General features: G+C 68.5%; 20 protein-coding genes. 13 read left to right on the top strand and 7 right to left on the bottom strand.

The features are described from left to right. The first annotated feature begins 1 nt into the window (after position 1). Positions 2 to 970, top strand: coding sequence for an App1 family protein (locus BW990_RS01805; RefSeq protein ID WP_076444400.1), 969 nt, complete (start codon positions 2 to 4; stop codon positions 968 to 970). Positions 971 to 1,178: 208 nt separating this feature from the next. Here BW990_RS01805 and BW990_RS01810 read toward each other — a convergent pair whose 3' ends face one another. Beyond that, the gene (locus BW990_RS01810; RefSeq protein WP_076444402.1) at positions 1,179 to 2,015 is read right to left on the bottom strand and encodes a sulfite exporter TauE/SafE family protein; all 837 of its coding nucleotides are present in this window, start codon (positions 2,013 to 2,015) and stop codon (positions 1,179 to 1,181) included. Positions 2,016 to 2,142: 127 nt separating this feature from the next. Beyond that, positions 2,143 to 3,012: a branched-chain amino acid aminotransferase gene (locus tag BW990_RS01815; protein WP_076444404.1), complete on the bottom strand. Its 870-nt coding sequence runs from the start codon at positions 3,010 to 3,012 to the stop codon at positions 2,143 to 2,145. 159 nt (positions 3,013 to 3,171) lie between these two features. Between BW990_RS01815 and BW990_RS01820 the strand changes: the two genes are divergently transcribed. From BW990_RS01820 to dxs, 6 genes are all read left to right on the top strand, one after another. After that, positions 3,172 to 3,684 carry a MarR family winged helix-turn-helix transcriptional regulator gene (locus BW990_RS01820; protein WP_076444406.1) on the top strand — a complete coding sequence of 171 codons (513 nt, stop codon included), beginning with the start codon at positions 3,172 to 3,174 and terminating at the stop codon, positions 3,682 to 3,684. Beyond that, on the top strand, positions 3,681 to 4,382 hold the full coding sequence (locus BW990_RS01825) for a response regulator (RefSeq protein WP_076444408.1): 702 nt from the start codon (positions 3,681 to 3,683) through the stop codon (positions 4,380 to 4,382). Before BW990_RS01820 ends, BW990_RS01825 begins: the two co-directional genes overlap by 4 nt. 214 nt (positions 4,383 to 4,596) lie before the next feature. Continuing rightward, positions 4,597 to 5,523 carry a histone deacetylase family protein gene (locus BW990_RS01830; protein WP_076444409.1) on the top strand — a complete coding sequence of 309 codons (927 nt, stop codon included), beginning with the start codon at positions 4,597 to 4,599 and terminating at the stop codon, positions 5,521 to 5,523. Then, positions 5,520 to 5,768, top strand: a complete 249-nt coding sequence (locus tag BW990_RS01835) for an exodeoxyribonuclease VII small subunit (protein ID WP_076444411.1) — start codon at positions 5,520 to 5,522, stop codon at positions 5,766 to 5,768. The genes BW990_RS01830 and BW990_RS01835 overlap by 4 nt, the downstream gene beginning before the upstream one ends. Positions 5,769 to 5,776: 8 nt before the next feature. Further along, positions 5,777 to 6,640 carry a polyprenyl synthetase family protein gene (locus tag BW990_RS01840; protein ID WP_407690120.1) on the top strand — a complete coding sequence of 288 codons (864 nt, stop codon included), beginning with the start codon at positions 5,777 to 5,779 and terminating at the stop codon, positions 6,638 to 6,640. Between the two features lie 48 nt (positions 6,641 to 6,688). Then, entirely contained in the window at positions 6,689 to 8,614 is a 1,926-nt protein-coding gene (gene dxs, locus BW990_RS01845) for a 1-deoxy-D-xylulose-5-phosphate synthase (protein WP_076444412.1), read from the top strand. A 220-nt stretch (positions 8,615 to 8,834) separates the two neighbouring features. Here the strand turns inward: dxs and BW990_RS01850 are convergent, their stop codons facing one another. Continuing rightward, complete coding sequence (locus BW990_RS01850; protein WP_076445104.1) at positions 8,835 to 9,689, bottom strand: SDR family oxidoreductase; 855 nt, start codon at positions 9,687 to 9,689, stop codon at positions 8,835 to 8,837. 246 nt (positions 9,690 to 9,935) lie between these two features. On the opposite strand from BW990_RS01850, the gene BW990_RS01855 reads away from it, so the two are divergent. Continuing rightward, the gene (locus BW990_RS01855) at positions 9,936 to 10,352 is read left to right on the top strand and encodes a lytic transglycosylase domain-containing protein (RefSeq protein ID WP_076445106.1); all 417 of its coding nucleotides are present in this window, start codon (positions 9,936 to 9,938) and stop codon (positions 10,350 to 10,352) included. Positions 10,353 to 10,355: 3 nt separating this feature from the next. On the opposite strand, the gene BW990_RS01860 is transcribed toward BW990_RS01855, so the two are convergent. Both BW990_RS01860 and BW990_RS01865 read right to left on the bottom strand, forming a co-directional pair. Further along, positions 10,356 to 11,111: a class II aldolase and adducin N-terminal domain-containing protein gene (locus BW990_RS01860; protein WP_076444414.1), complete on the bottom strand. Its 756-nt coding sequence runs from the start codon at positions 11,109 to 11,111 to the stop codon at positions 10,356 to 10,358. After that, positions 11,108 to 12,334 carry an FAD-dependent monooxygenase gene (locus BW990_RS01865; RefSeq protein ID WP_076445108.1) on the bottom strand — a complete coding sequence of 409 codons (1,227 nt, stop codon included), beginning with the start codon at positions 12,332 to 12,334 and terminating at the stop codon, positions 11,108 to 11,110. The genes BW990_RS01860 and BW990_RS01865 overlap by 4 nt, the downstream gene beginning before the upstream one ends. A gap of 83 nt (positions 12,335 to 12,417) precedes the next feature. Between BW990_RS01865 and BW990_RS01870 the strand changes: the two genes are divergently transcribed. From BW990_RS01870 to BW990_RS01885, 4 genes are all read left to right on the top strand, one after another. Then, complete coding sequence (locus BW990_RS01870; protein ID WP_076445110.1) at positions 12,418 to 13,752, top strand: amidase; 1,335 nt, start codon at positions 12,418 to 12,420, stop codon at positions 13,750 to 13,752. A gap of 150 nt (positions 13,753 to 13,902) precedes the next feature. Then, positions 13,903 to 15,117: an aminotransferase class I/II-fold pyridoxal phosphate-dependent enzyme gene (locus BW990_RS01875; protein WP_076444416.1), complete on the top strand. Its 1,215-nt coding sequence runs from the start codon at positions 13,903 to 13,905 to the stop codon at positions 15,115 to 15,117. Between the two features lie 37 nt (positions 15,118 to 15,154). Beyond that, a complete protein-coding gene (locus tag BW990_RS01880) occupies positions 15,155 to 18,274 on the top strand; it encodes a DNA translocase FtsK (protein ID WP_076444418.1) in 3,120 nt (1,039 codons plus the stop codon). A gap of 470 nt (positions 18,275 to 18,744) precedes the next feature. Continuing rightward, complete coding sequence (locus BW990_RS01885) at positions 18,745 to 19,338, top strand: LolA family protein (protein ID WP_076444420.1); 594 nt, start codon at positions 18,745 to 18,747, stop codon at positions 19,336 to 19,338. A gap of 64 nt (positions 19,339 to 19,402) precedes the next feature. Here the strand turns inward: BW990_RS01885 and BW990_RS01890 are convergent, their stop codons facing one another. Next, positions 19,403 to 19,996, bottom strand: coding sequence for a transglycosylase SLT domain-containing protein (locus tag BW990_RS01890; RefSeq protein ID WP_076444422.1), 594 nt, complete (start codon positions 19,994 to 19,996; stop codon positions 19,403 to 19,405). Between the two features lie 259 nt (positions 19,997 to 20,255). Here BW990_RS01890 and hspQ point away from each other — a divergent pair, with 259 nt between their 5' ends. Then, positions 20,256 to 20,582, top strand: coding sequence for a heat shock protein HspQ (gene hspQ, locus BW990_RS01895; protein ID WP_076444424.1), 327 nt, complete (start codon positions 20,256 to 20,258; stop codon positions 20,580 to 20,582). A gap of 140 nt (positions 20,583 to 20,722) precedes the next feature. Here the strand turns inward: hspQ and BW990_RS01900 are convergent, their stop codons facing one another. Continuing rightward, entirely contained in the window at positions 20,723 to 21,766 is a 1,044-nt protein-coding gene (locus tag BW990_RS01900; protein ID WP_076444426.1) for a threonine aldolase family protein, read from the bottom strand. Positions 21,767 to 21,772 lie beyond the last annotated feature (6 nt).

Here is a 21,772-nt window from a genome sequence, read left to right on the forward strand (position 1 = left end):
CATGGTCAAGGCGCGGCTCGCACGGGTCCTGCATCCCGTCGAGCGCGCGCTCGACCGCCTGAGGCCCGCGCGTCGCCGCGAGGACCTCGTCATCGACCCCTATCTCGGCTACGCCACGCCCTCGGAGATCATTCTCCGGGGGCGTGTGCTGACCGCGCTGCGCCGCACCGCCCCCGATCCCGACGGGTCGTGGTGGACAAACCTGCGGCAGATGGTGTCGCTGTTCCTGACCTCCGAGGTGGCGGAGGTGCCGGTGCGCTGCGGCGATGTGACCGCCATCACCGACGAGGAAGGCTATTTCGACCTGCACCTGCCGCGCGGCGATGCGGCACCGGGCTGGGTGGGGTTCGACGTGACGCTCGACGGGGAAGGCCGCCGGCTCGAGGCGCTGGTCGTCGGGCCCGATGCCCCCTTCGGCGTGATCTCGGATATCGACGACACGTTGCTGGAGACCGGGGCCTATTCGCTGGCGCGCAACCTATGGACCTCGCTCACCGGTAGCACCGCGACGCGGCACGTCTTTCCCGATGCCGTGGCGCTGATGAAGGGGTTCCGGGCCGCCGGTGCGCCGGTCTTCTTCGTCTCCTCCTCGCCGTGGAACCTGCACCATTTCCTGCGCGAGATCTTCCGCCGCCACGACATGCCGAAAGCGCCGATCTTCCTGCGCGACCTGGGGCTGTCGCGGACGCAGTTCATCTCGGGAACGCATGGCGATCACAAGGGCAGCGCGGTGGATGCGATCCTCGCGGCGCATCCCGGCCTGCCCTTCGTGCTGGTGGGCGATACCGGCCAGCACGATCCGCCGGTCTATCTGGCAGCCGCTCAGCGGCACCCGGGGCGCATCGTCCGCGCCATCTTCCGCGAGCCCGGCAAGGGTGCCTATGCCAAGGATGCCGCCGCGATGGAGGCGCTGCGGGCGCTGGAGGTGAGGGTCGAGAGCGGGCGGGATTACTCGGCGATAGACGTGTAGGCGCGACGGGGGCCAGCGCCGGACCGGCGGGCTGGCGCGGCGCTCTGTGCTTTAGAGTGTCGCGTCATTGCGCCGCTCGGTCTGGGCGCCATTCGGATACAAAACGTCAGACCGGTGGGGCCGGCTCATGCCGGAGGCATGCGTTCCGCATGACCGCTTTCTGGGCACCTTGGGTGCTGTTCCGGCTCACCACTTCAGGTCTCTAAGCTCAGCCGACGCCCGAGATCAGGTCCATGCCCATCCGCACGGCGGTGACCAGCAGGAAGAACCCGAAGGCCAGCCGCAGCGCGCGCGGCGGGATGGCATGGGCGATGGCGACGCCCACGCGGGCGAACAGCGTCGAGAGCGGAATGATGACCACGGCCAGAAGCACGTTCACGTAGCCCAGCGAGAAGGGCGGCAGCCCCTCCGCGCCCCATCCGGTGATGACGTAGATCACCGAGGCGGGCAGGCCGATCAGGAAGCCGATGGCCGCGGAGGTGCCTACCGCCTTGCGGATGTCGTAGCCGAGGAAGTTCAGAAGCGGCACGCAGACCGTGCCGCCGCCGATCCCCATCATCGCCGACACGCCGCCCGCGAAGACGCCGAACCCGGCCCAGACCGGCTTCGAGAAGCTGCGCGGCGCGATCTCGGGGTCGGGATTGCGCAGGATCATGTTGCCCGCGACGAACAGGGCCACCGCCGTGAAGACCGCGATCAGCACGTAGCCCGACACGAGCCCGCCCAGAACCGATCCCAGCACGACGCCCACGAGGATCGCCGGGGCCCAGAGCTTCAGCACCGCGAAATCGATGGAGCCCTTCTTGTAGTGACCCCAGCTCGACGAGATCGAGGTGAAGACGATGGTCGACAGCGACGTGCCCACCGCGACCTGCATGATGAGCGCGGGGTCCATGTCGGTCAGCGACAGGGCGAGGTAGAGGCCCGGGACGATGACGATGCCGCCGCCCACCCCCAGAAGCCCCGCCAGCGTGCCGCCGACGATGCCGGATCCCGCCGCGACCGCGGCCAATGTCAGAAGCGTCGATGTATCGAGGCCCTCCATGGGGTCCTCCTTCGTCATTTTTGTATGCAGATGTGCGCTGAGATAGCCCAGGGCGCGCCGAAAGAAAACGCCCGGTCCTTGCAAACCGGGCGTGCGTTCCTGCCAAGCGGCGGAGGATGCGGCGGGATCAGGCCCGGACGAGGTCCTCGTAGCTCTGGGCAATGTCGCGGGTCATTGCGCCGACCTCGAAATTGTAATCGCCGATCTGGCCCACCGGGGTGACCTCGGCGGCGGTGCCGGTCAGCCAGCACTGCTCGAAGCCCTCGAGCTCCTCGGGCATGATGACCCGCTCATGCACCTTGACCTGCTTTTCCTCGAGCATGCCGATCACGGTCTGGCGCGTCAGCCCGTTGAGGAAGCAATCGGGTTTCGGCGTATGCACTTCGCCGTCCTTCACGAAGAAGATGTTGGCGCCGGTCGCCTCGGCCACGTAGCCGCGGTAATCCATGAAGAGCGCGTCCGAGCAGCCCTTCGCCTCGGCGGCATGTTTCGAGGTGGTGCAGATCATGTAGAGGCCCGCCGCCTTGGCGTGGACCGGGATCGTCTCGGGCGAGGGACGCTTCCACTTGGAGATGTCGAGCTTGGCGCCCTTCATCTTGGCGTCGCCGTAATAGCTGCCCCATTCCCAGGCCGCAATCGCCACCCGCACGGGGTTCCGCGCCGAGGCGACGCCCATGTCCTCGCCCGCGCCGCGCCACGCCACCGCGCGCACATAGGCGTCGGTCAGGCCGTTGGCCGCCAGCACGTCCATCTTGGCGGCCTCGATCTCGTCGACGGTGTAGGGGATCTGGAAGTCGAGCTCTCCGGCGGAAAAGTGCAGCCGTTCGGAATGCTTGCGCGACAGGAAGATCTTGCCGTTATAGGCGCGCTCGCCCTCGAAGACGGAGCTGGCGTAATGCAGCGCGTGGGTCAGCACATGCACGTTGGCCGCGCGCCAGTCGACCAGCTGGCCGTCCATCCAGATTTTCCCGTCGCGGTCGTCATAAGCTCCGGCCATTGGTCTACTCCCTCTGCGCATGCGGCGCATTTCCATAAGTTGCGTGAGATACGTCCGATGCGGACATAAAATTTCACAAAAACTGAGATTCGCTATCATTGGCACCTTGGAATGTCAACAAGACTGACTTAACCTGTGCCGAAAATACGAGGGACCGGCATGGCCGACGCGGACCGCAATGCACCCATCGGGGGCGAGACCCTGCTTTTCCTGACGGACGAACAACTCCGGCAGGGCATCGAGGCGATGTTCTTCGCCTATCGCGGCTTCACCGCCGATCCCGATCGGATCCTCGCGGAATATTCCTATGGCCGGGCGCATCACCGGGCGCTGCATTTCATCAACGGCGCGCCGGGCACGACGGTCAACAACCTGATGTCGATCCTCGGTGTCACGAAGCAATCGCTGAACCGTGTCTTGCGCACGCTGATCGGGGACGGTCTGGTGGAAAGCCGGGTGGGACGCTCGGACAAGCGCGAACGGCACCTCACCCTGACCGAGAAGGGGGCGGAGCTGGAACGCGCCCTGTCGGACGCGCAGCGCGCGCGGATGCGCCGGGCCTACCGCGATGCGGGACCCGAGGCGGTCAGCGGGTTCAAGCGCGTGCTCGAGGCGATGATGGACCCCGAGATGAAGCGGCAATATTCCGCGCTGAGGGAGGGACGGGGATGAGCGATCCCGATGCACATCTCTTGATCGTCGACGACGACGAACGGATTCGCGGGCTCTTGCAGAAATTCCTGATGCGGCACGGGTTCCTCGTATCGGCGGCGCGCGATGCGGGCCATGCCCGGCGGATCCTCGCGGGGCTCGATTTCGACCTCATCGTGCTCGACGTGATGATGCCGGGCGAGGACGGGGTGAGCCTGACGCGGTTCATCCGGGAAAAATCCGCGACGCCGATCCTTCTGCTGACCGCGCGGGCCGAGACCGAGGACCGCATCGCCGGGCTCGAGGCCGGGGCGGACGATTACCTCGCCAAGCCCTTCGAGCCGAAGGAGCTGCTGCTGAGGATCAACGCGATCCTGCGGCGCATGCCCGAGGTGGAGCCCGAAACCGCGCAGCCCAAGGTGATCTCGCTGGGGCCCATCCGCTACGACGTGGAGCGCGGCGAGATGTGGCGCGGCGAGGACCCGGTGCGGCTGACCGCGACCGAGGCGCAGCTCATGCGGATCTTCTGCAAGACGCCGGGCACGGCGCTGTCGCGCAACCAGCTGGTGGAGGAGCTGGGCCGCGACAAGGGCCAGGCCCAGGAACGCGCGGTCGACGTGCAAATCACCCGGTTGCGCCGCAAGCTCGAGGTCAACCCGAAGGAGCCGCGCTACCTGCAGACCGTGCGCGGGGCTGGCTACATGCTGTCGCCGGATTGAGCGGGGGAGGCGCCGCCCCGGCATCGAGCCGGGACGGCGCCTGCGAGAGACGCTGTCTCTCGCGCTCTCTGGAGGTATTTCCGGTCCGGCCGTGACTGGGGCGGAGCGCTCCGGTCCCGGGCTGGGACACGCGGGCGGGCAGAGGCGTTTGCGTTTCGCGGTTGTTCCCGGCGGCCATTCGCGGTTTCCTGCGGCGCGACCGACGGAGGCAATCATGGCAACGGCACTCATCACCCACGACGCGGCCCTGCGGCACGTCACGCCCGACGGGCACCCGGAACGGGTGGCGCGGATCGAACATTTGCTGCATGCGCTGGCCGGCTTCGACCTCGTGCGCGTCGCGGCGCAGATCGCGGGCGACGAGGAGATCGAGCGGTGCCATCCGGCCAGCTATATCGGCTCGCTCGAGCGCCACGCGCCCTCGCGCGGGTTTCACCAGGTCGATGGCGACACCTTCCTCTCGCCCGGCAGCCTCGAGGCGGCGCGGCGCGGCGTGGGCGGCGTGGTCGAGGCCGTGGACATGGTGGTGGGCGGCAAGGTGGGCAACGCCTTCGTCGCCATGCGCCCGCCCGGCCACCATGCGGAGCGGCAGACCGCCATGGGGTTCTGTTTCTTCGGCAACGCGGCGATCGGGGCGAAGTACGCGCTCGACGTGCTGGGATTGTCCCGCGTCGCGGTGGTCGATTTCGACGTGCATCACGGCAATGGCACGCAGGATCTACTGTGGCACGAGAAGCGCACGCTGTTCGTCTCGTCGCATCAATCGCCGCTCTGGCCCGGCAGCGGCGAGCCGCACGAGACCGGCGCGCATGACAACGTGCTGAACGTGCCGCTGCCGCCGGGATCGGACGGGGCACGGATGCGCGCGGTCTACGAGGATCGCGTCTTCCCGCGTCTGCGGGCCTTCGAGCCCGAGCTGGTCATCCTCTCTGCGGGCTTCGATGCGCATCGCGCCGATCCGCTCGCAAACCTCGACTGGGAGACCGAGGATTTCGCCTGGGTGACCGAGCAGCTCTGCGCCATCGCCGCTGAGGTCTGCGGGGGGCGCGTGGTCTCGACACTGGAGGGCGGCTATGATCTTCAGGCGCTCAGCGAGGCAGGCGCCGCGCATGTGACCGCATTGATGGAGGCAGGCCGATGAGTGAGACAGACACCCCCGTCGAGGAGATGAGCTTCGAGGCCGCGATGCGCGCGCTCGAACAGGTGGTGGGCCAGCTGGAACGCGGGGATGTGCCGCTCGAGGATTCGATCAAGCTTTATGAGCGGGGGGCCGCGCTGAAGAAGCGATGCGAGCAGAAGCTCAAGGAGGCCGAGGAGAAGGTCGCGGCCATTACCCTCGATGCCGAGGGGCAGCCCGCGGGCCTGAAACCCGTCGATCCGACATAGAGGCCCCGGTGTTCGAGGCCGGGCTGAGGCAGGCGCAGGCGCGGATCGAGGCCGGGTTCGACGCCTGGCACGCGCGCGCGCCTCACCTGCCGGTGACCGAGGCGATGCGCTATGCCGTGCGGGGCGGCAAACGGCTGCGCGGGTATCTCGCGCTTGAATCCGCGCGGCTGCACGGGATCGACGACGCGCTCAATCCCGCGCTCGCGATCGAAGCGATCCATGCCTACAGCCTCGTTCATGACGACCTGCCCTGCATGGACGACGACGATCTCAGGCGCGGTCAGCCGACCGTGCACCGCCAGTGGGACGAGGCGACCGCCGTGCTCGTCGGCGACGCGCTGCAGGCTTTGGGTTTCGAGCTGTGCCTCACGCCCGCGACCCACGAAGATGCGGGGGTGCGCGCGGATCTCGCGCTGAGCCTCGCCCGGGCCGCGGGCGCCGAGGGGATGGTGCTGGGCCAGGCGCTCGATATCGCGGCGGAAAGCGCGGCGGCGCCCCTGACGCTCGAGGAGATCACCGCGCTGCAGGCGGGCAAGACCGGCGCGCTGATCGTCTGGCCCGCGGAGGCCGGCGCGCGGCTCGCCGGGGCCGATCCCGCGCCGATGCGCGCCTATGCCGCGGCCCTGGGCCTCGCCTTCCAGATCGCCGACGACATCCTCGACGTGGAAGGCGACGCGGCGGCCATGGGCAAGGCCGCGGGCAAGGATGCCGCGCGGGGCAAGGCGACCTTCGTGTCGCATCTTGGGCTGGACGGCGCAAAACTGCGCGCGGCGGAGCTGGTGGACAGCGCCTGTGACGCCCTATCTCCCTATGGCGAGGACGCCCGCGGCTTGATTGACGCGGCCCGCTTCGTTATCGCCCGCGAGACCTGAGCACCGCGCGGGTTCCCATTCTGAGCGTCAAGGAGGCGCATCGCGTCCATGTCCGACCGTCCGCAAACTCCGCTTCTCGACCGGGTGCAGGTGCCTGCCGATCTCAAGGGCCTCTCCGACCGCGAATTGCGCCAGGTGGCCGACGAGCTGCGCAGCGAGACCATCGCGGCGGTGTCGGAGACCGGCGGCCATCTCGGCGCGGGGCTGGGCGTCGTGGAGCTGACCGTCGCGCTGCACGCGGTCTGGGACGCGCCCCGCGACAAGATCATCTGGGACGTGTCGCACCAGAGCTATCCGCACAAGATCCTCACCGGGCGCCGCGACCGCATCCGCACGATCCGCCAGAAGGACGGGCTGTCGGGCTTCACCAAGCGCTCCGAGAGCCCTTACGACCCGTTCGGCGCGGCGCACAGCTCCACCTCCATCTCGGCGGCGCTGGGCTTTGCCGCGGCGCGCGATCTGGGCGGCGCGTCCGAGACCGGGCATGGCGACGCCATCGCGGTGATCGGCGACGGCGCCATGTCGGCGGGCATGGCCTACGAGGCGATGAACCATGCGGGTCACCTGGGCAAGCGGCTGATCGTCATCCTCAACGACAACGAGATGTCCATCGCGCCGCCGGTGGGGGCGATGTCCTCCTACCTGTCGCAGCTTTATGCCGAGGCCCCGTTCCAGTCGCTGAAGGACGTGGCCAAGGGGGCGGTGTCCTTCCTGCCCGAACCCTTCCGCGAAGGCGCCAAGCGCGCCAAGGACATGATCAAGGGCATGGCGGTGGGCGGCACGCTCTTCGAGGCGCTGGGCTTTTCCTATCTCGGCCCCATCGACGGGCATGACATGGACAGCCTCCTGCCGGTGCTGCGCACCGTGAAGGCGCGGGCGCACGGCCCGATCCTGATCCATGTCATCACCAAGAAGGGCAAGGGTTACGCGCCCGCGGAGGGCCGGCCGGATCGCGGCCATGCCACCGCGAAGTTCGACGTGGTCTCGGGCGAGCAGAAGAAGGCGCCGTCGAACGCGCCCTCCTACACCAAGGTCTTCGGCGAGACGCTGGTGCAGCTGGCCGCCGAGGACAGCCGCATCTGCGCCGTGACCGCCGCCATGCCGGACGGGACCGGGCTCAACCTGATGGCGGAGCGCTATCCCTCGCGCACCTTCGATGTGGGCATCGCCGAGCAGCATGGCGTGACCTTCGCGGCGGGGCTGGCGGCGGGCGGCATGCGGCCCTTCGCGGCGATCTATTCGACCTTCCTGCAGCGCGGATACGACCAGGTCGTGCATGACGTGGCGATCCAGCGCCTGCCGGTGCGTTTCGCCATCGACCGCGCGGGGCTGGTGGGGGCCGACGGCGCGACCCATGCGGGCAGTTTCGACACCGCCTTCCTGGCCAATCTTCCGGGATTCGTGGTGATGGCCGCCGCCGACGAGGCGGAACTGCGCCACATGGTGGCGACCGCGGCGGCGCATGACGCGGGCCCCATCGCCTTCCGCTATCCGCGCGGCGAAGGCGTCGGCGTCGAGATGCCCGAACGCGGAGAGGTGCTCGAGATCGGCCGCGGGCGGATGATCCGTCAAGGCGCGCGGGTGGCGCTTTTGTCCTTCGGCGCCCGGCTGAAGGAGGTCGTCGAAGCCGCCGAGGCGCTCGAGGCGCGGGGTATCTCGCCGAGCGTGGCCGATGCGCGCTTCGCCAAGCCGCTCGACCGCGACCTGATCCTGACACTGGCGCGGGAGCACGAGGCGCTGATCAGCATCGAGGAGGGGGCTGTGGGCGGTTTCGGCAGCCACGTGGCGCAGCTTCTGGCGGAAGAGGGCGTCTTCGACAACGGATTGAAGTTCCGTTCCATGGTGCTGCCGGATACCTTCATCGACCAGGCGAGCCCGGCGGACATGTACGCGGTGGCGGGGCTGAACGCCTCCGATATCGAGGCCAAGGTGCTGGACACGCTGGGCGTCGCGCAGATGGGCCGGCGCGCCTGACCCCGATCCGGATGGGCGCGTGCCGCGCGCATCCCTGGCCCGCTGATCGTGCCGATCATCGGGCGGTCAGAGGGGCCTTGCCCCTCTCTTGGCGGCAGGCCGCCAATTCACGCCCCGCGCGTTTTCCGAGAAAGATGAAGGGGCTTTCCGGGGCGCTCATGGCCGGGGCCGTCGCACCCGGTTCCCGGATCGCGGGAGCCGATGCGGCAATGGCCGCCGCCTAGGCGCCGTCTTCAAGGAGGGCGGCGAGGCCTTCGCGATAGCTCGGATAGGCCAGGGTCAGCCCCAGATCCGCCTTGATCTTCGCGTTGGAGACGCGCTTGTTGTCGGCGTAGAAGCTGCGTGCCATGTCCGACATCTCGGCCTCGTCGAAGGGCACTTCAGGGGGCACCGGCAGGCCCAGAAGTTCGGCTGCATGGGCGATCACGTCCTGCGGCGGGGCCGGTTCGTCGTCGCAGAGATTGTAGACCGCCCCTGGATCGGGGCTCTCGATCGAGGCGTGAAGCGCGCGGGCGATATCCTCCACATGAATGCGGCTGAAGACCTGGCCGGGCTTCACGATGCGCTGGGCGCGTCCCGCGCGGACCTTGGCGAAGGGGCCGCGGCCGGGCCCGTAGATGCCGGCGAGCCGGAAGATGTGCAGCGGGAGGCCCGGAATATCGGCCCAGGCGGCCTCGGCGTCGACGCGGGCCGCGCCGCGTGCGCCGGATGGCGCGAGGGGCGCCGTCTCGTCGATCCAGGCGCCATCCGCATCGCCGTAGACGCCAGTGGTCGAGAGGTACCCCGCCCAGTCGAGATGCGGGGCGCGCGTGGCGATGGCGTCGCGGGCAAGGCGCAGGGCCGGATCGCCGTCATCGTCCGGGGAGGCCGAGATCAGCACATGCGTGGCGCGGGGCAGCGCGTCTTCGATGGCGTCCTTGTCCCACAGGATCGGGGTGATGCCGGTGGCGCGCAGGCTTTCCAGTTTCGCGGGATCGCGGGTGGTGCCGATCACCTCCCAGCCTTGCGGCAAAAGGCGGCGGGTCAGCGCACGGGCGGAATAGCCGTGGCCGAGGGAAAGGAGCGTCTGTGTCATGGGCGCGACCCTGCGCGGATCGGCGCCGCTTGGCAAGCACTTGGGCGGCGGATCGCCGAGGCCTTCGCAAGGCGCTTCCCAAGTCGGCACGGCACGGGCAAACCTGCCCCGGTTGTCATCAATCGGAGCGCGCAAATGCGCCTTGCTGTCCCGTTTTGCCTAGCCGCGCTTGTGCTGTCCGCCTGCGCACCGGTGTCCGTGTCTTCCGTTGCGTCCGTGTCAGGCGCGACCAGCCGCGCCTTCCTGATGGTGGTCGACGAACCACAGGTGGCGCGCGCGGACACGATCCCGCTTCATCCCAACGAAACACCGGAGCTTCGCGCGCTCATCAACGAATATGCGGATCTCTACGGTGTGCCGCGTCCGCTGGTCCACCGCGTGGTGATCCGCGAAAGCACGCACCGGCCCTCTGCGCGGAACGGACCCTATTACGGGCTGATGCAGATCCTGCCCGAGACCGCGCGAACGATGGGGTTCCGCGGCGCGCCGTCCGACCTCTTGGATGCCGAGACCAACCTGAAATACGCGGTGAAATACCTGCGCGGGGCGTGGCTTCTGTCGGACGGGTCCTACGACACGGCGGTCAAGTGGTATTCGCGGGGCTATTACTACGAGGCCAAGCGCCAGGGCATGCTGGTCGAGACGGGCCTCCGGCCCAGCTGAGGATCAGCTCGCGTAATCGGAGCCTTCGGCATCGAGGATCGCGCGCAGCTCGGCGAGGTGCCGCACGTCCTGCTCGGGATAGGCTTCGAGTTCCCGCGCGGTCTTTTCCGCCACGTCGGCGCTCAGCACCTTGAGCGGACGGCCGGTCTGCAGCGCGAGCATGTAGTTCCGCGCCGCGCGCTCGAAATAATAAAGCCGGTTCCAGGTCTCGGCGACGGTGCCGCCGATCACCAGGACGCCGTGATTGCCCATCACCATGACGCGTGCCTTGGGGTCGGTGAATTGCGCCGCGCAGCGCGCGCCCTCATCGGCGAAGGCCAGCCCGCCGTAATCGCGGTCGATCACCACGCGGTCGTAGAACATCGCCGCGTTCTGATCGACGGGCGGCAGAGACGGGTCCTCCAGCGAGGCCAGCGCGGTGGCATAGGGCGAATGCACGTGCATGACGCAGCGCGCCCAGCCCACATGGCGATGCATGCCGCCATGAAGGCCCCAGGCGGTGGGATCGGGCGCGTCCGGGCCCTCCATGGTGGCCGGGTCCTCCGCATCGACGAGGATCAGGTCCGAGGCACGGATGCGCGCGAAGTGCCGCTGGTTGGGGTTCATCAGGAAGCGCGTGCCGCTGTCGTTCACCGCGACGGAGAAGTGGTTCGCGACGCCCTCGTGGAGCGATTCGCGGACGGCCCAGCGGAAGGCGGCGGCGAGATCGCAGCGCATCTCCCAATGCTCGATATTGGCGATGGGGCGGGCGTCGGTCATGTCATGTCCCTTGCCATGAGGTCGGGCAGATCGCCGTTCAGGCCCGCCGCTTCGCGCATGAAGCCGCGGCGCAGGCTGGGCAGGCGGTTCACTGCCATCATGCCCAGATCACGGGCGGTGCGCAGCAGCGCGGAATCGTTCGAGAAGAGCCGGTTGAAGAGGTCCGTGGCCATCCCCAGCGCGGCGGTGTCGAAACGCCGCCAGCGCGCATAGCGGTCGAGCACCGCGTCGCTGCCGATCGCCTCGCCGCGCCGTCTGGCAGCCGTCAGCACATGCGCCAGCGCCGCCACATCGCGCAGCCCTGCATTCAGTCCCTGTCCCGCGATGGGATGGATGCCATGCGCGGCATCGCCCACCAGCGCTACCCGCGGCGCGGTGAAGCTTTGTGCCAGCGTCAGGTTCAGCGGATAGGTGTAGCGCGCCCCGGCGAGGGAAATTTCGCCCAGGAAATCGCCGAAGCGCGGGCGCAGGACGCTGAGATACTCGGCGTCGGACAGCCGGTCGATCTCCTCGGCGAGGCCGCGCCGTTCGCTCCACACGATGGAGGAGCGGTTGCCGGTCAGCGGCAGGATCGCGAGCGGACCGGAGGGCAGGAAGAGCTGGTGCGCGACGCCGTGATGGGGCCGCTCATGGGCGATGGCACAGACCAGTGCGGTCTGCGGATAGTCCCAGCCCGTCCGGCCGATGCCCGCGCGCTGCGCGGTGCCGCTTTGCCGGCCATCGGCGCCGACGACCAGATCGGCGCTCAGCGTGGTGCCATCGGCCAGGGTCAGGGTCGCGCCGCTGTCGCCCACCGATTGGCCGGTCACGCGCGTCTCGTTGCGGATGGTGATCCCGGGCGTCGCGTCGAGCCTGTCGAGCATGGCGCGGCGCAGATGCCGGTCCTCGATCATGTAGCCCATCGGGCCTTCCTCGAGCTCGGCCGCGTCGAAATGCAGGCCCAGGGCCACCGCCGCGTCGCCCACGCGCCCGTCGGTGACCTTGATCTCCTGCATCGGCTGTGCGTGCGCCTCGAGCGCGTCCCACAAACCGAGATTGCGCAGAAGGCGCGTGGAGGCCAGCGCCATCGCGTAGCTGCGCCCGTCGAAGGCCGGATCGTCCAGAACCGCGCGCGGCGCGGCATCGAGAAGGGTGACCGACAGGCCCGCCCGCGCCAGCGCGAGGGCCGTGGCCCCGCCGGCAAGTCCGCCGCCGACGATGGCGATATTGGTGTCATTGCTCATGCGCCCGAATATGCCCCGCCCGGCGCCATTGTCCATGAGGCGCAGCGCCGCTAGCGTGGCCGCGACACGGAAAGGGTATGCGCATGACCGACTGGACAGGGATGGAGGCCGTGGCGCTGGGCCGCGGCATCGCGGCGGGCGAGATCGATCCGGTCGCGCTGACCGAGGCCTATCTCGACAAGATCGCGGCCCATCCGCTGCGCGACCGCATCTATGCCCGGCTCACCCCCGACCGCGCCCGGGCGGAGGCCCGCGCGGCCGCAGAACGCGCGCGGCTCGGCCTGCGGCGGTCGGTCCTCGACGGCGTGCCGGTGAGCTGGAAGGACCTTTTCGACACGGCATGCATCGTCACCGAGGCGGGCTCGGCCATGCTCGAGGGTCGCGTGCCCGCGCGCGACGCGGAGGTCCTGCAGGCGGCCACGGCGATGGGCCTCGTCTGCCTCGGCAAGACCCACCTGTCGGAGCTGGCCTTCTCCGGTCTCGGCCTCAATCCGGTGACGGAAACCCCGCCCTGCGTGAACGACGCGGAGGCCGTGGCGGGCGGCTCGTCCTCGGGTGCGGCGGCCTCGGTCGCCTTAGGTCTGGCGGCGGCGGGCATCGGCACCGATACCGGCGGCTCGGTGCGGGTGCCGTCGGCCTGGAACGACCTCGTCGGGCTCAAGACCACCGCGGGGCGCCTGTCGCTTGCAGGCTCCGTGCCTCTGGCCAAGCGCTTCGACACGGTCGGCCCGCTTGCGCGCAGCGTGGCAGATGCGGCGGCCCTTCTGGGCGTGTTGGAGGGCCGGGCGGACGGGCCCGACCTGCGCGGGCCGGGCAACCTTGCCGGGCGCCGCTTCGCGCAGCTCACCACCATCGCGCAGGACGATCTGCGCCCCGAGGTCGCCGCGGGCTACGCCGATGCGCTGGGCCGTCTGCGCGCGGCGGGCGCCGAGATCGTCGATCTGGCCTTTCAAGATCTCGCAGGCCCGATGGGCGACGCGGCCATTCTCTATACCGGCGAGGCCTGGGGCCTCTGGGGCGACACGATCGAGGTCGCGGGCGACAAGATGTTCGCGCCGATCCGGGCGCGGTTCGAAGGCGGGCGCGATGTGAGCGCGGGCCAGTATGTGCGCGCCTGGGAACGGCTCGAGGCGGTGCGCGCGGATTGGCACCGGATGGCCGCGGCCTTCGACGCGGTGATCCTGCCCACGACTCCCAATATCGCGCCTGACGCAACCCGCCTGATGGAAGATAACGACTACTACGTCACCGAGAACCTGCTCACCCTGCGCAATACGCGGATCGGCAACCTGATGGGCGTCTCGGCGGTCACGCTGCCCACCGGTGCGCCCTCTGTGGGGCTGTCCCTGATGGGGGCGCCCCTGGGCGAGGCCCGGCTTTTGCGCGTGGCCGCGGCGGTCGAGGCGGTTCTCGGCTAGGCGCGGGCCCCGATCCGCCCGGGCGTCCTGCGATTTTCCTGCCACAGGTGCCTGAACCTTCTGGGAAATTCTGGACGCAGACCCGGCAGCTGACGTATCCTTCGTGCAAAGCGGGGCGCGCATGATCCCGCATTCATGAGGCAGTCGAGCATGTTTCCCGAACGGTTTTCGGACCTTCCGGCCTATGCGTTCCCGCGTTTGCGGGCGCTTCTTGACGCCCATAGCCCGGGCGGAGAGGTCGTGCACATGACGATCGGAGAGCCGCGCCACCCGTTTCCGGACTGGGTCGGCGAGGTGCTGGCCTCCCATGTCGAGGGATTCGCGCGCTATCCCGTCAACGAGGGCTCGGACGGGCTGCGCCGCGCGATCACCGACTGGCTGGGGCGCCGCTACGGTGTCGATCTCGATCCGGAAAGCCGGGTCATGGCGCTCAATGGCACGCGCGAAGGGCTTTACAACGCCGCGATGGCGCTCTGCCCCGAGACGAAGGACGGAAAACGGCCCATCGTGCTGACGCCGAACCCGTTCTACCAGGTCTACGCGGTCGCGGCGCTGTCGGTGGGCGCGGAGCCCGTATTCGTGCCCGCCACCGCCGAAACCGGGCACCTGCCCGATTACGCGTCCCTGCCGCCCGAGACGCTGCGCCGTGTGGCGCTGGCCTATCTCTGTTCGCCCGCCAATCCGCAGGGCGCGGTGGCGACGCGCGGCTATTGGGAAACCCTGATCGGGCTCGCCGAGGAATACGATTTCCAGATTCTCGCCGATGAATGCTATTCGGAGATCTACCGCGACGCACCCCCCACCGGCGCGCTGGAAGTGGCGCGCGACATGGGCGTGTCGCCGGAGCGCGTGGTGGCGTTCCATTCGCTCTCCAAGCGCTCGAACGTGCCGGGGCTGCGGTCGGGCTTCGTGGCGGGCGGGCCCGAGACGATCCGGCGCGTCAAGCAGTTGCGCGCCTATGCCGGTGCGCCGCTACCGATGCCTTTGCAGGCAGTGGCAGAACGGCTCTGGTCCGACGAGGCGCATGTGGCCGAGAACCGCGCGCTTTATGTCGAGAAATATGATATCGCGGACGAGATTTTCCGCGATGTGCCCGGGGCTTCGGCCCCCGAGGCGGGCTTTTTCCTGTGGCTGCCGGTCGAGGACGGCGAGGCAGCCGCGCTGAAGCTCTGGCAGGAGACCGGCGTGCGGGTCCTGCCGGGCGCCTATCTGTCGCGCGACACCGCGCCTTCGGCAGGGGGCGGCATGGCGGGGCACAATGCGGTCGGCAATCCCGGCGCGGGCTTCATCCGCGTGGCGATGGTGGCCCCCCGCGACGAGACCTTGGACGGGCTGACGCGGCTGCGTGCCTGTCTCTACGACTGAACGACGACAAGAACAAAAGACCAAGACGAGGCGATGAATGGCTTATCCGGCACGGGGACGCGAACCGCTGTTTGACAGCGAGATGCAGGCGGCGATCGAAAAGCGCGGCAAGGAACTTCTGGGCATCCTGCTCGTCGCCATCGGGCTGATGGCGGCGGCGATGGTCGGCTCCTACGCGCCGTCCGATCCGTCCTGGATCGCCGCCACGGATGCGCCGGTGCAGAACTGGATGGGCAAGCTCGGCGCGGCGGTCGCCGCACCGCTCTACATGATCGTCGGGCGCGGCTCCTGGGCGATTGCCGCCGTGCTCGTGGTCTGGGGCCTGCGCCTCATCCTGCATCGCGGGGAAGAGCGCGCCATGGGCCGGGTCATCTTCGCGCCGATCTGGATCGCCCTTCTGTCGGTCTTCGCGGCGGGCCAGATGCCGGGGCCGGACTGGACCCACAGCTTCGGCATGGGCGGTCTTTTCGGCGACATGGCGATGGGGTCGGTGCTGACCTTCCTGCCGCTCGGGGCCGGGGCGTCGCTGAAGCTTGCCATGCTCGTCTTCGGAGGCTTCGTGCTGGTCTTCGGCACCTTCGTGCTGGGCTTCACCAAACGGGAATTGTCGCATGCCGCGCGGGTGGCGATGATCGGCCTCGTGATGGCCTATGCGACGGTTCTGCGCGTGCTGGGGCAGGGCGCCCACGGCGCGATGCGCGGCGCGCAGGCGGTGCAATCGGCCCATGAGGCGCGCCGGCAGGCCCGCGCCGAAGAGAACGCGCAGGCCCAGGCATTCGCCGCCGCGCAATCCCATGTGCCCTACACGCAGGCCCGCGCCGCCACGGGCCCCTCGGACCGGGTGATCCGGGCGGAGCCGCAGCTGACCGCGCGCCGCGAACCCACGCTGCGCGCCACGGCGCCCGCCGCGCCCTCCGCGCTGCCCGCCGCGCCGTCCATGGCCGCATCCCGCGCCGATGCGGCGCAGTTCGCGCCGCAGGATCCGGTGTCGGCACAGCCCGAACGCGGCTCCTTCCTGTCGCGGCTGATGCCGCGCAGTGTCCCCGTCGACCCCGAGCCCGAGCTGATCGAGCCCGATCTCGCGCCCGACATGGACATGCCCGAGGATGCCCGCGTCTCGGCCAAGATCGCCGACGCGGTGAAGGCCAAGCTGCGCCGCACCCCCGAGGCGCGCATCGTCACCGAGGCGCCGCTGACCAAGGGCCGGGGCCGCCGTCCCGATCCGCTGATCTACAGCCCCGCGCCCGTGGGTCTGCGCCCCGAGCCGCCGCTCACCTCCGGCGCCGTGCCGGTCGCGCCCGCTGTCGCGACGGCGGCCTCTGCCGCCGGGACGTTGGCCGCGGGGAGCAACGTGCCCGATCCCGCCGCTCAGCGCGTCCTTGCGCGGCAGCCCGCCGCCGTGCCGCCCGCCCCCGAATCCGACCGCTTCATCGATGTCGAGGATCCGTGGTTCGAAGAGGACGACTACATCGCGCCCGATTTCGGCGATTACGCCCCGCAACCGGCGGTGGAGCGCCCGGTCGTGCCGGTGGCGCAGCCGAAAAAGGTCGTCCAGCCCGCCGCGCGCAAGCCGGTGCAGCCCTCCCGGCGCGCCCGCGCCGAAGCGCAGCCGAGCCTCGCCTTCGAGGACAATTCCGACGATTTCGAACTGCCGCCGCTGTCGCTTCTGGCCAATCCCGACCGGATCGAGCGGCATCATCTCTCCGACGAGGCGCTCGAGGAGAACGCCCGCATGCTCGAGGTCGTGCTCGACGATTACGGCGTGAAGGGAGAGATCGTCTCCGTCCGCCCCGGCCCCGTCGTCACCATGTACGAGCTGGAGCCCGCGCCGGGCCTCAAGGCATCCCGCGTGATCGGGCTTGCGGACGACATCGCGCGGTCGATGTCGGCGCTCTCGGCGCGGGTCTCGACCGTGCCGGGGCGGTCGGTGATCGGCATCGAACTGCCCAACGACAATCGCGAGATGGTGTCGTTCCGCGAGATCCTCTCGTCGCGCTCCTATGGCGACGGCACCCAGCGCCTGCCGCTCGCGCTCGGCAAGGATATCGGCGGCGATCCGATGGTCGCGAACCTCGCCAAGATGCCCCACCTCCTGATCGCGGGCACCACCGGTTCGGGCAAGTCCGTGGCGATCAACACGATGATCCTGTCGCTGCTGTACAAGCTGACGCCCGACGACCTGCGCATGGTGATGATCGACCCGAAGATGCTGGAACTCAGCGTCTATGACGGCATCCCGCATCTGTTGTCGCCCGTCGTCACCGATCCCAAGAAGGCCGTCGTGGCGCTGAAATGGGTCGTGGGCGAGATGGAGGACCGCTATCGCAAGATGTCCAAGATGGGCGTGCGCAACATCGACGGCTACAATGGCCGGGTCGAGGATGCGCTGAAGAAGGGCGAGATGTTCTCGCGCACCGTCCAGACGGGCTTCGACGACGAGACCGGAGAGCCCGTCTTCGAGACCGAGGAATTCGAGCCCCGCAAGATGCCCTATATCGTCGTCATCGTCGACGAGATGGCGGACCTGATGATGGTCGCGGGCAAGGAGATCGAGGCCTGCATCCAGCGCCTCGCGCAAATGGCGCGGGCGAGTGGTATCCACCTCATCATGGCCACGCAGCGCCCGTCGGTCGACGTCATCACCGGCACGATCAAGGCGAACTTCCCGACGCGTATCTCCTTCCAGGTGACGTCCAAGATTGATTCGCGGACCATTCTGGGCGAGATGGGCGCAGAGCAGCTTCTGGGCCAGGGCGACATGCTCTACATGGCGGGTGGCGCGAAGATCACCCGCTGTCATGGCCCCTTCGTGTCGGACGAAGAGGTCGAGGAGGTGGTGAACCACCTCAAGGCCTTCGGTCCGCCCTCCTATGTCGGCGGCGTGGTGGAGGGCCCCGCCGAGGAGAAGGCCGAGAATATCGACGCCGTGCTGGGCCTCTCCACGGGCGGGAATACCGGCAGCGAGGACGCGCAATACGACGAGGCCGTCGAGATCGTCGCGCGGGATCGCAAATGTTCGACCTCCTACATCCAGCGCAAGCTCGGCATCGGCTACAACAAGGCCGCGCGGCTGGTGGAGCAGATGGAGGAGAACGGAGTCGTCTCCGCCGCGAACCACGTGGGGAAGCGCGAGATCCTGATCCCCGAGCCGGTCTGATCGCCGGGTCGTTCCCGGGGCTTTCACGCGCCCCCCGCTGTGAACTGTCACGCGAAGGCGCGGATCGGGTCGGGCGTGGTTCGGGCTCGGAACCCCGGGCGCGGGCGCAAGGCGGCTTTGGCAGCCGCAGTGCTCCCGCGCCTGCCCGTCCTCGCAGCTTGGGTGCGCCACTCGGTGGTTCACGCCTCTGGAATGGCGGGCTGGCGCTTTGGTGGGGCAAACCGCCGCTCATTCAAGGTATTGACTTAGTGAGATAATACTCTGACCTTCACTGGCCGCGGCGCCACCCCGCGGGCAGGCGCCGCGGCCACGCGCGCCTTGTGACGCCGTCGGGCCGGAGCGCTCACCGATCCGGACGCACCCCCGGCAATCCCATGCCGCTTTCATCACATGGCCGGGCGTCGCTATCGCATATCGGCGGGTTGTGCCCCATATCGATGGCAAGACACGCAACCAAAGGACGACCATTCATGCGTTTCACAGGGTTCATTGCCGCGCTCGCGCTGAGTCTCGGGCTCGCCGCGCCCGCCTCCGCCGAGAAGTTGGGCCTCGGTCAGATCTCCAGCTACCTCAATTCCATCCGCACCGCGCAGAGCGATTTCACGCAGGTCAACGCGGACGGCACGATTTCCACGGGCGAGGTGTCGCTGTCGCGGCCGGGCAAGATGCGCTTCGACTACAACCCGCCCGAACAGGCGCTGGTGATGGCCGGGCGGGGCACGGTGGTCGTCATCGACCGCCGCGTCGGCAGCACCGAGACCTATCCGCTGGGCCAGACGCCGCTGTCGATCATCCTCGCGCCGAACGTCAATCTCGGCGAACCGGGCGTGGTGGTCGGCCACAGCTATGACGGCACGGCGACCACGGTGACCGCGCGCGATCCCCGGCGTCCCGAATACGGCACGATCGAGATGAAGTTCACCGATGATCCGGTCGAGCTGCGCCAGTGGATCGTGACCGATCAGAACGGCCAGACGACGACCGTGATCCTCGGCGCGCTGCAGAAGAAATCGCTGCCCAACGCGCTCTTCAACATCGACCAGGCGATCGCCGCGGCGAACTAGCGCTCAGCGGCCCGGCCAAGCGCCCGTCCCGCGCCGTCGCGCAGGGCGGGCGGGGTGCGGCGCTTCAGCGCGCGTAGCGGCAGCCCTGAAGCTGCGCCTGGTAGACCAGCGAGCGCTGCCCGACCTCGTCGGCCACCCGCAGCAGCCAGCTTTTCGAGTTGTAACTGCCCCGGCGGAAGCCGGTGCGGCCCTCGTGATAGGCGAGGTACTGGTTGCGCGCGTCATAGGGCGAAATGCCCAGCTGCTCGGTCGTCTGCGCCATGTACCAGCCCATGAAATCGGTGGCGTCGCTGATGTCGTCACGCTGGGTCCGGCGCCCGCCATGCTGGTCCTGGTATTCCTTCCAGGTCCCGTCCAGCGCCTGGCTGTAGCCGAAGGCCGAGCTTTGACGCCCGACCGGGATCACGCCCAGCCGGTAGCGGAACGGGGTGCGCGCATCGCCGATGAACTTGCTTTCCTGGTAGATGGTGGCCATCTGCACATGGACGGGCACGCGCCATTTGCGTTCGGCGGCGCGGAATGCACGGTAATATTGGGGGCGCTCTCTCAGGATCGAGCAGGCATTGTCCAGGTCGGAAGGCGCGGATTTCGGTCCGCCGCCGCCGCCACAGGATGCCGCCAGCAACACGATCACGAGTGCGCGAAAGAAACTGCTCATCTGCCTCTCGCTCTTTATCGGCCGTTTACGGCTCTTAGATGCGAGTTTAGCGAAAAACGTCCCGGGGGGAAATCACAAACCGGGCAGGGCGGGCTGCGGCACAGGCGACTGGCTGATCTTCGCCCGACAGCCCGGCCGGTGCGGGGCGACGAATCTTTGTCCGGAACGGCTGCACAATGTGTTTCCGGCAAAACTAGGGCGGAAAAATGGACAAAGCGGCGTTGAAAGCGCTAAGTTTGGACGATAGAGGATCATGCCCATGCATACACAACGCGCGAAATACAAGCTGGGCCAAGTGGTCCGCCATCGCCGCCACCCGTTCCGGGGGGTCGTTTTCGACGTGGACCCGGAGTTTTCCAACACCGACGAATGGTACGAGTCCATCCCCGAGGAGAGCCGTCCCGCGAAGGAGCAACCGTTCTACCATCTGCTCGCGGAGAACGACCAGAGCTTCTACGTGGCTTACGTCTCGGAACAGAACCTCGTCGCGGATTATTCCGGTGAACCGGTGGACCATCCCGATATTCCGGACCTCTTCGGCCAGTTCAACGATGGCAGCTACGAGCCGCATTTTCAGATGAACTGATGGGCCCGCGGGGCGGCTGACGCCACGGGGCGGTCAGCCAGCCATTCGGGCTGCCCCGTCACGGGGCGGCCGGCACACGTGTTCACTTTGCCGGACGAGACCAGCGCGCAAGGCGGGCCGCAACCCGCCCCGCAGGCGCCTTACGCGCGCTTCAGGATATCCACGTAACGGTCGATCTCCGCATCAGCGACGGACCAGTCGGTGACCAGCCGCGCGCCCACCATTTCGTCCGGATCGCCCTCGGTCACATCCGCATGGGTGTAGTAATAGGCCCCGGCCTCGAAGGCGCGGGCATGCAGGCGGCGCGGCATCTCGAGAAAGATCATGTTGACCTGCGGGTCGTTCTTCAGCCGCACGGCCTCGATCCCGCGCAGCCCCTCGGCAAGGCGCGCGCCCTTGGCATTGGCCTTCTCCGCCAGATCACGCCACAGCCCTTCCCTGAGGTAGCCATGCATCTGCGCGGCCAGGTAACGGTGCTTGGAGAACAGGTGCCCGCCGCGCTTGCGGCGCAGCTCGAATTCCCAGGCCTTCCCGGGATCAAAGAAGATCACCGCCTCGACCCCCATCAGCCCGTTCTTGGTGCCGCCGAAGACCGCCACGTCGACACCGGCCTTCCACGTCATCTCGGCGGGCGTGCAATCCAGCGCGACGCAGGCATTGGCAAAGCGCGCCCCGTCCAGATGCACCGGCAGCTTGTGCGCATGCGCGAGGTCGCAGAGCGCGCGCAGCTCCTCCAGGCTGTAGATATGGCCCTTTTCGGTGGCCTGGGTGATCGACACCGCGCCGCGCTGGGCGTTGTGCACCGATCCGCCGGTGCCCTTTATCGCGGCCTCCAGCTCGGCGGGGTCGAACTTGTCGCTCTCACCCACGAGGCGCAGCTTGGCGCCGCCGGTGTAGAATTCCGGCCCGTTGCACTCGTCTTCCTCGATATGCGCGGGCGGCGTGCAGAAGATCGCGTCCCAGGGCTGCACGAAGCTCGCCAGCGCGAGGCAATTGGCGGCGCTGCCCGTCGCCACGAGCGACACCGCCGCCTCCGGCGCCTCGAAGAGATCGCGCAGCTGCCCTGCGACCTCGCGGCTCAGATCGTCATTGCCGTAACCCGGCGTGAAGCCGTGATTGGCCTGGGTCAGCGCATCGAGGATCTGCTGCGGCACGGGGCCGGAATTGTCGGAGGCAAAGAACATCGGGGA

The sequence above is a fragment of the Roseivivax lentus genome, from assembly GCF_900156805.1.
Taxonomy (GTDB): Bacteria; Pseudomonadota; Alphaproteobacteria; order Rhodobacterales; family Rhodobacteraceae; genus Roseivivax; species Roseivivax lentus.

Bases quoted from the DNA above. Each gene is read 5' to 3' on its own strand.
- BW990_RS01835 (WP_076444411.1), top strand. From the start codon at position 5,520: ATGAGTGAGACAGACACCCCCGTCGAGGAGATGAGCTTCGAGGCCGCG.
- BW990_RS01880 (WP_076444418.1), top strand. From the start codon at position 15,155: ATGGCTTATCCGGCACGGGGACGCGAACCGCTGTTTGACAGCGAGATG.
- BW990_RS01890 (WP_076444422.1), bottom strand. From the start codon at position 19,996: ATGAGCAGTTTCTTTCGCGCACTCGTGATCGTGTTGCTGGCGGCATCC.
- BW990_RS01805 (WP_076444400.1), top strand. From the start codon at position 2: ATGGTCAAGGCGCGGCTCGCACGGGTCCTGCATCCCGTCGAGCGCGCG.
- hspQ (WP_076444424.1), top strand. From the start codon at position 20,256: ATGCATACACAACGCGCGAAATACAAGCTGGGCCAAGTGGTCCGCCAT.
- BW990_RS01850 (WP_076445104.1), bottom strand. From the start codon at position 9,689: ATGACACAGACGCTCCTTTCCCTCGGCCACGGCTATTCCGCCCGTGCG.
- BW990_RS01855 (WP_076445106.1), top strand. From the start codon at position 9,936: ATGGTGGTCGACGAACCACAGGTGGCGCGCGCGGACACGATCCCGCTT.
- BW990_RS01900 (WP_076444426.1), bottom strand. From the start codon at position 21,766: ATGTTCTTTGCCTCCGACAATTCCGGCCCCGTGCCGCAGCAGATCCTC.
- BW990_RS01810 (WP_076444402.1), bottom strand. From the start codon at position 2,015: ATGGAGGGCCTCGATACATCGACGCTTCTGACATTGGCCGCGGTCGCG.
- BW990_RS01885 (WP_076444420.1), top strand. From the start codon at position 18,745: ATGCGTTTCACAGGGTTCATTGCCGCGCTCGCGCTGAGTCTCGGGCTC.
- BW990_RS01820 (WP_076444406.1), top strand. From the start codon at position 3,172: ATGGCCGACGCGGACCGCAATGCACCCATCGGGGGCGAGACCCTGCTT.
- BW990_RS01875 (WP_076444416.1), top strand. From the start codon at position 13,903: ATGTTTCCCGAACGGTTTTCGGACCTTCCGGCCTATGCGTTCCCGCGT.
- BW990_RS01860 (WP_076444414.1), bottom strand. From the start codon at position 11,111: ATGACCGACGCCCGCCCCATCGCCAATATCGAGCATTGGGAGATGCGC.
- BW990_RS01865 (WP_076445108.1), bottom strand. From the start codon at position 12,334: ATGAGCAATGACACCAATATCGCCATCGTCGGCGGCGGACTTGCCGGC.
- BW990_RS01815 (WP_076444404.1), bottom strand. From the start codon at position 3,012: ATGGCCGGAGCTTATGACGACCGCGACGGGAAAATCTGGATGGACGGC.
- BW990_RS01825 (WP_076444408.1), top strand. From the start codon at position 3,681: ATGAGCGATCCCGATGCACATCTCTTGATCGTCGACGACGACGAACGG.
- BW990_RS01830 (WP_076444409.1), top strand. From the start codon at position 4,597: ATGGCAACGGCACTCATCACCCACGACGCGGCCCTGCGGCACGTCACG.
- BW990_RS01870 (WP_076445110.1), top strand. From the start codon at position 12,418: ATGACCGACTGGACAGGGATGGAGGCCGTGGCGCTGGGCCGCGGCATC.
- dxs (WP_076444412.1), top strand. From the start codon at position 6,689: ATGTCCGACCGTCCGCAAACTCCGCTTCTCGACCGGGTGCAGGTGCCT.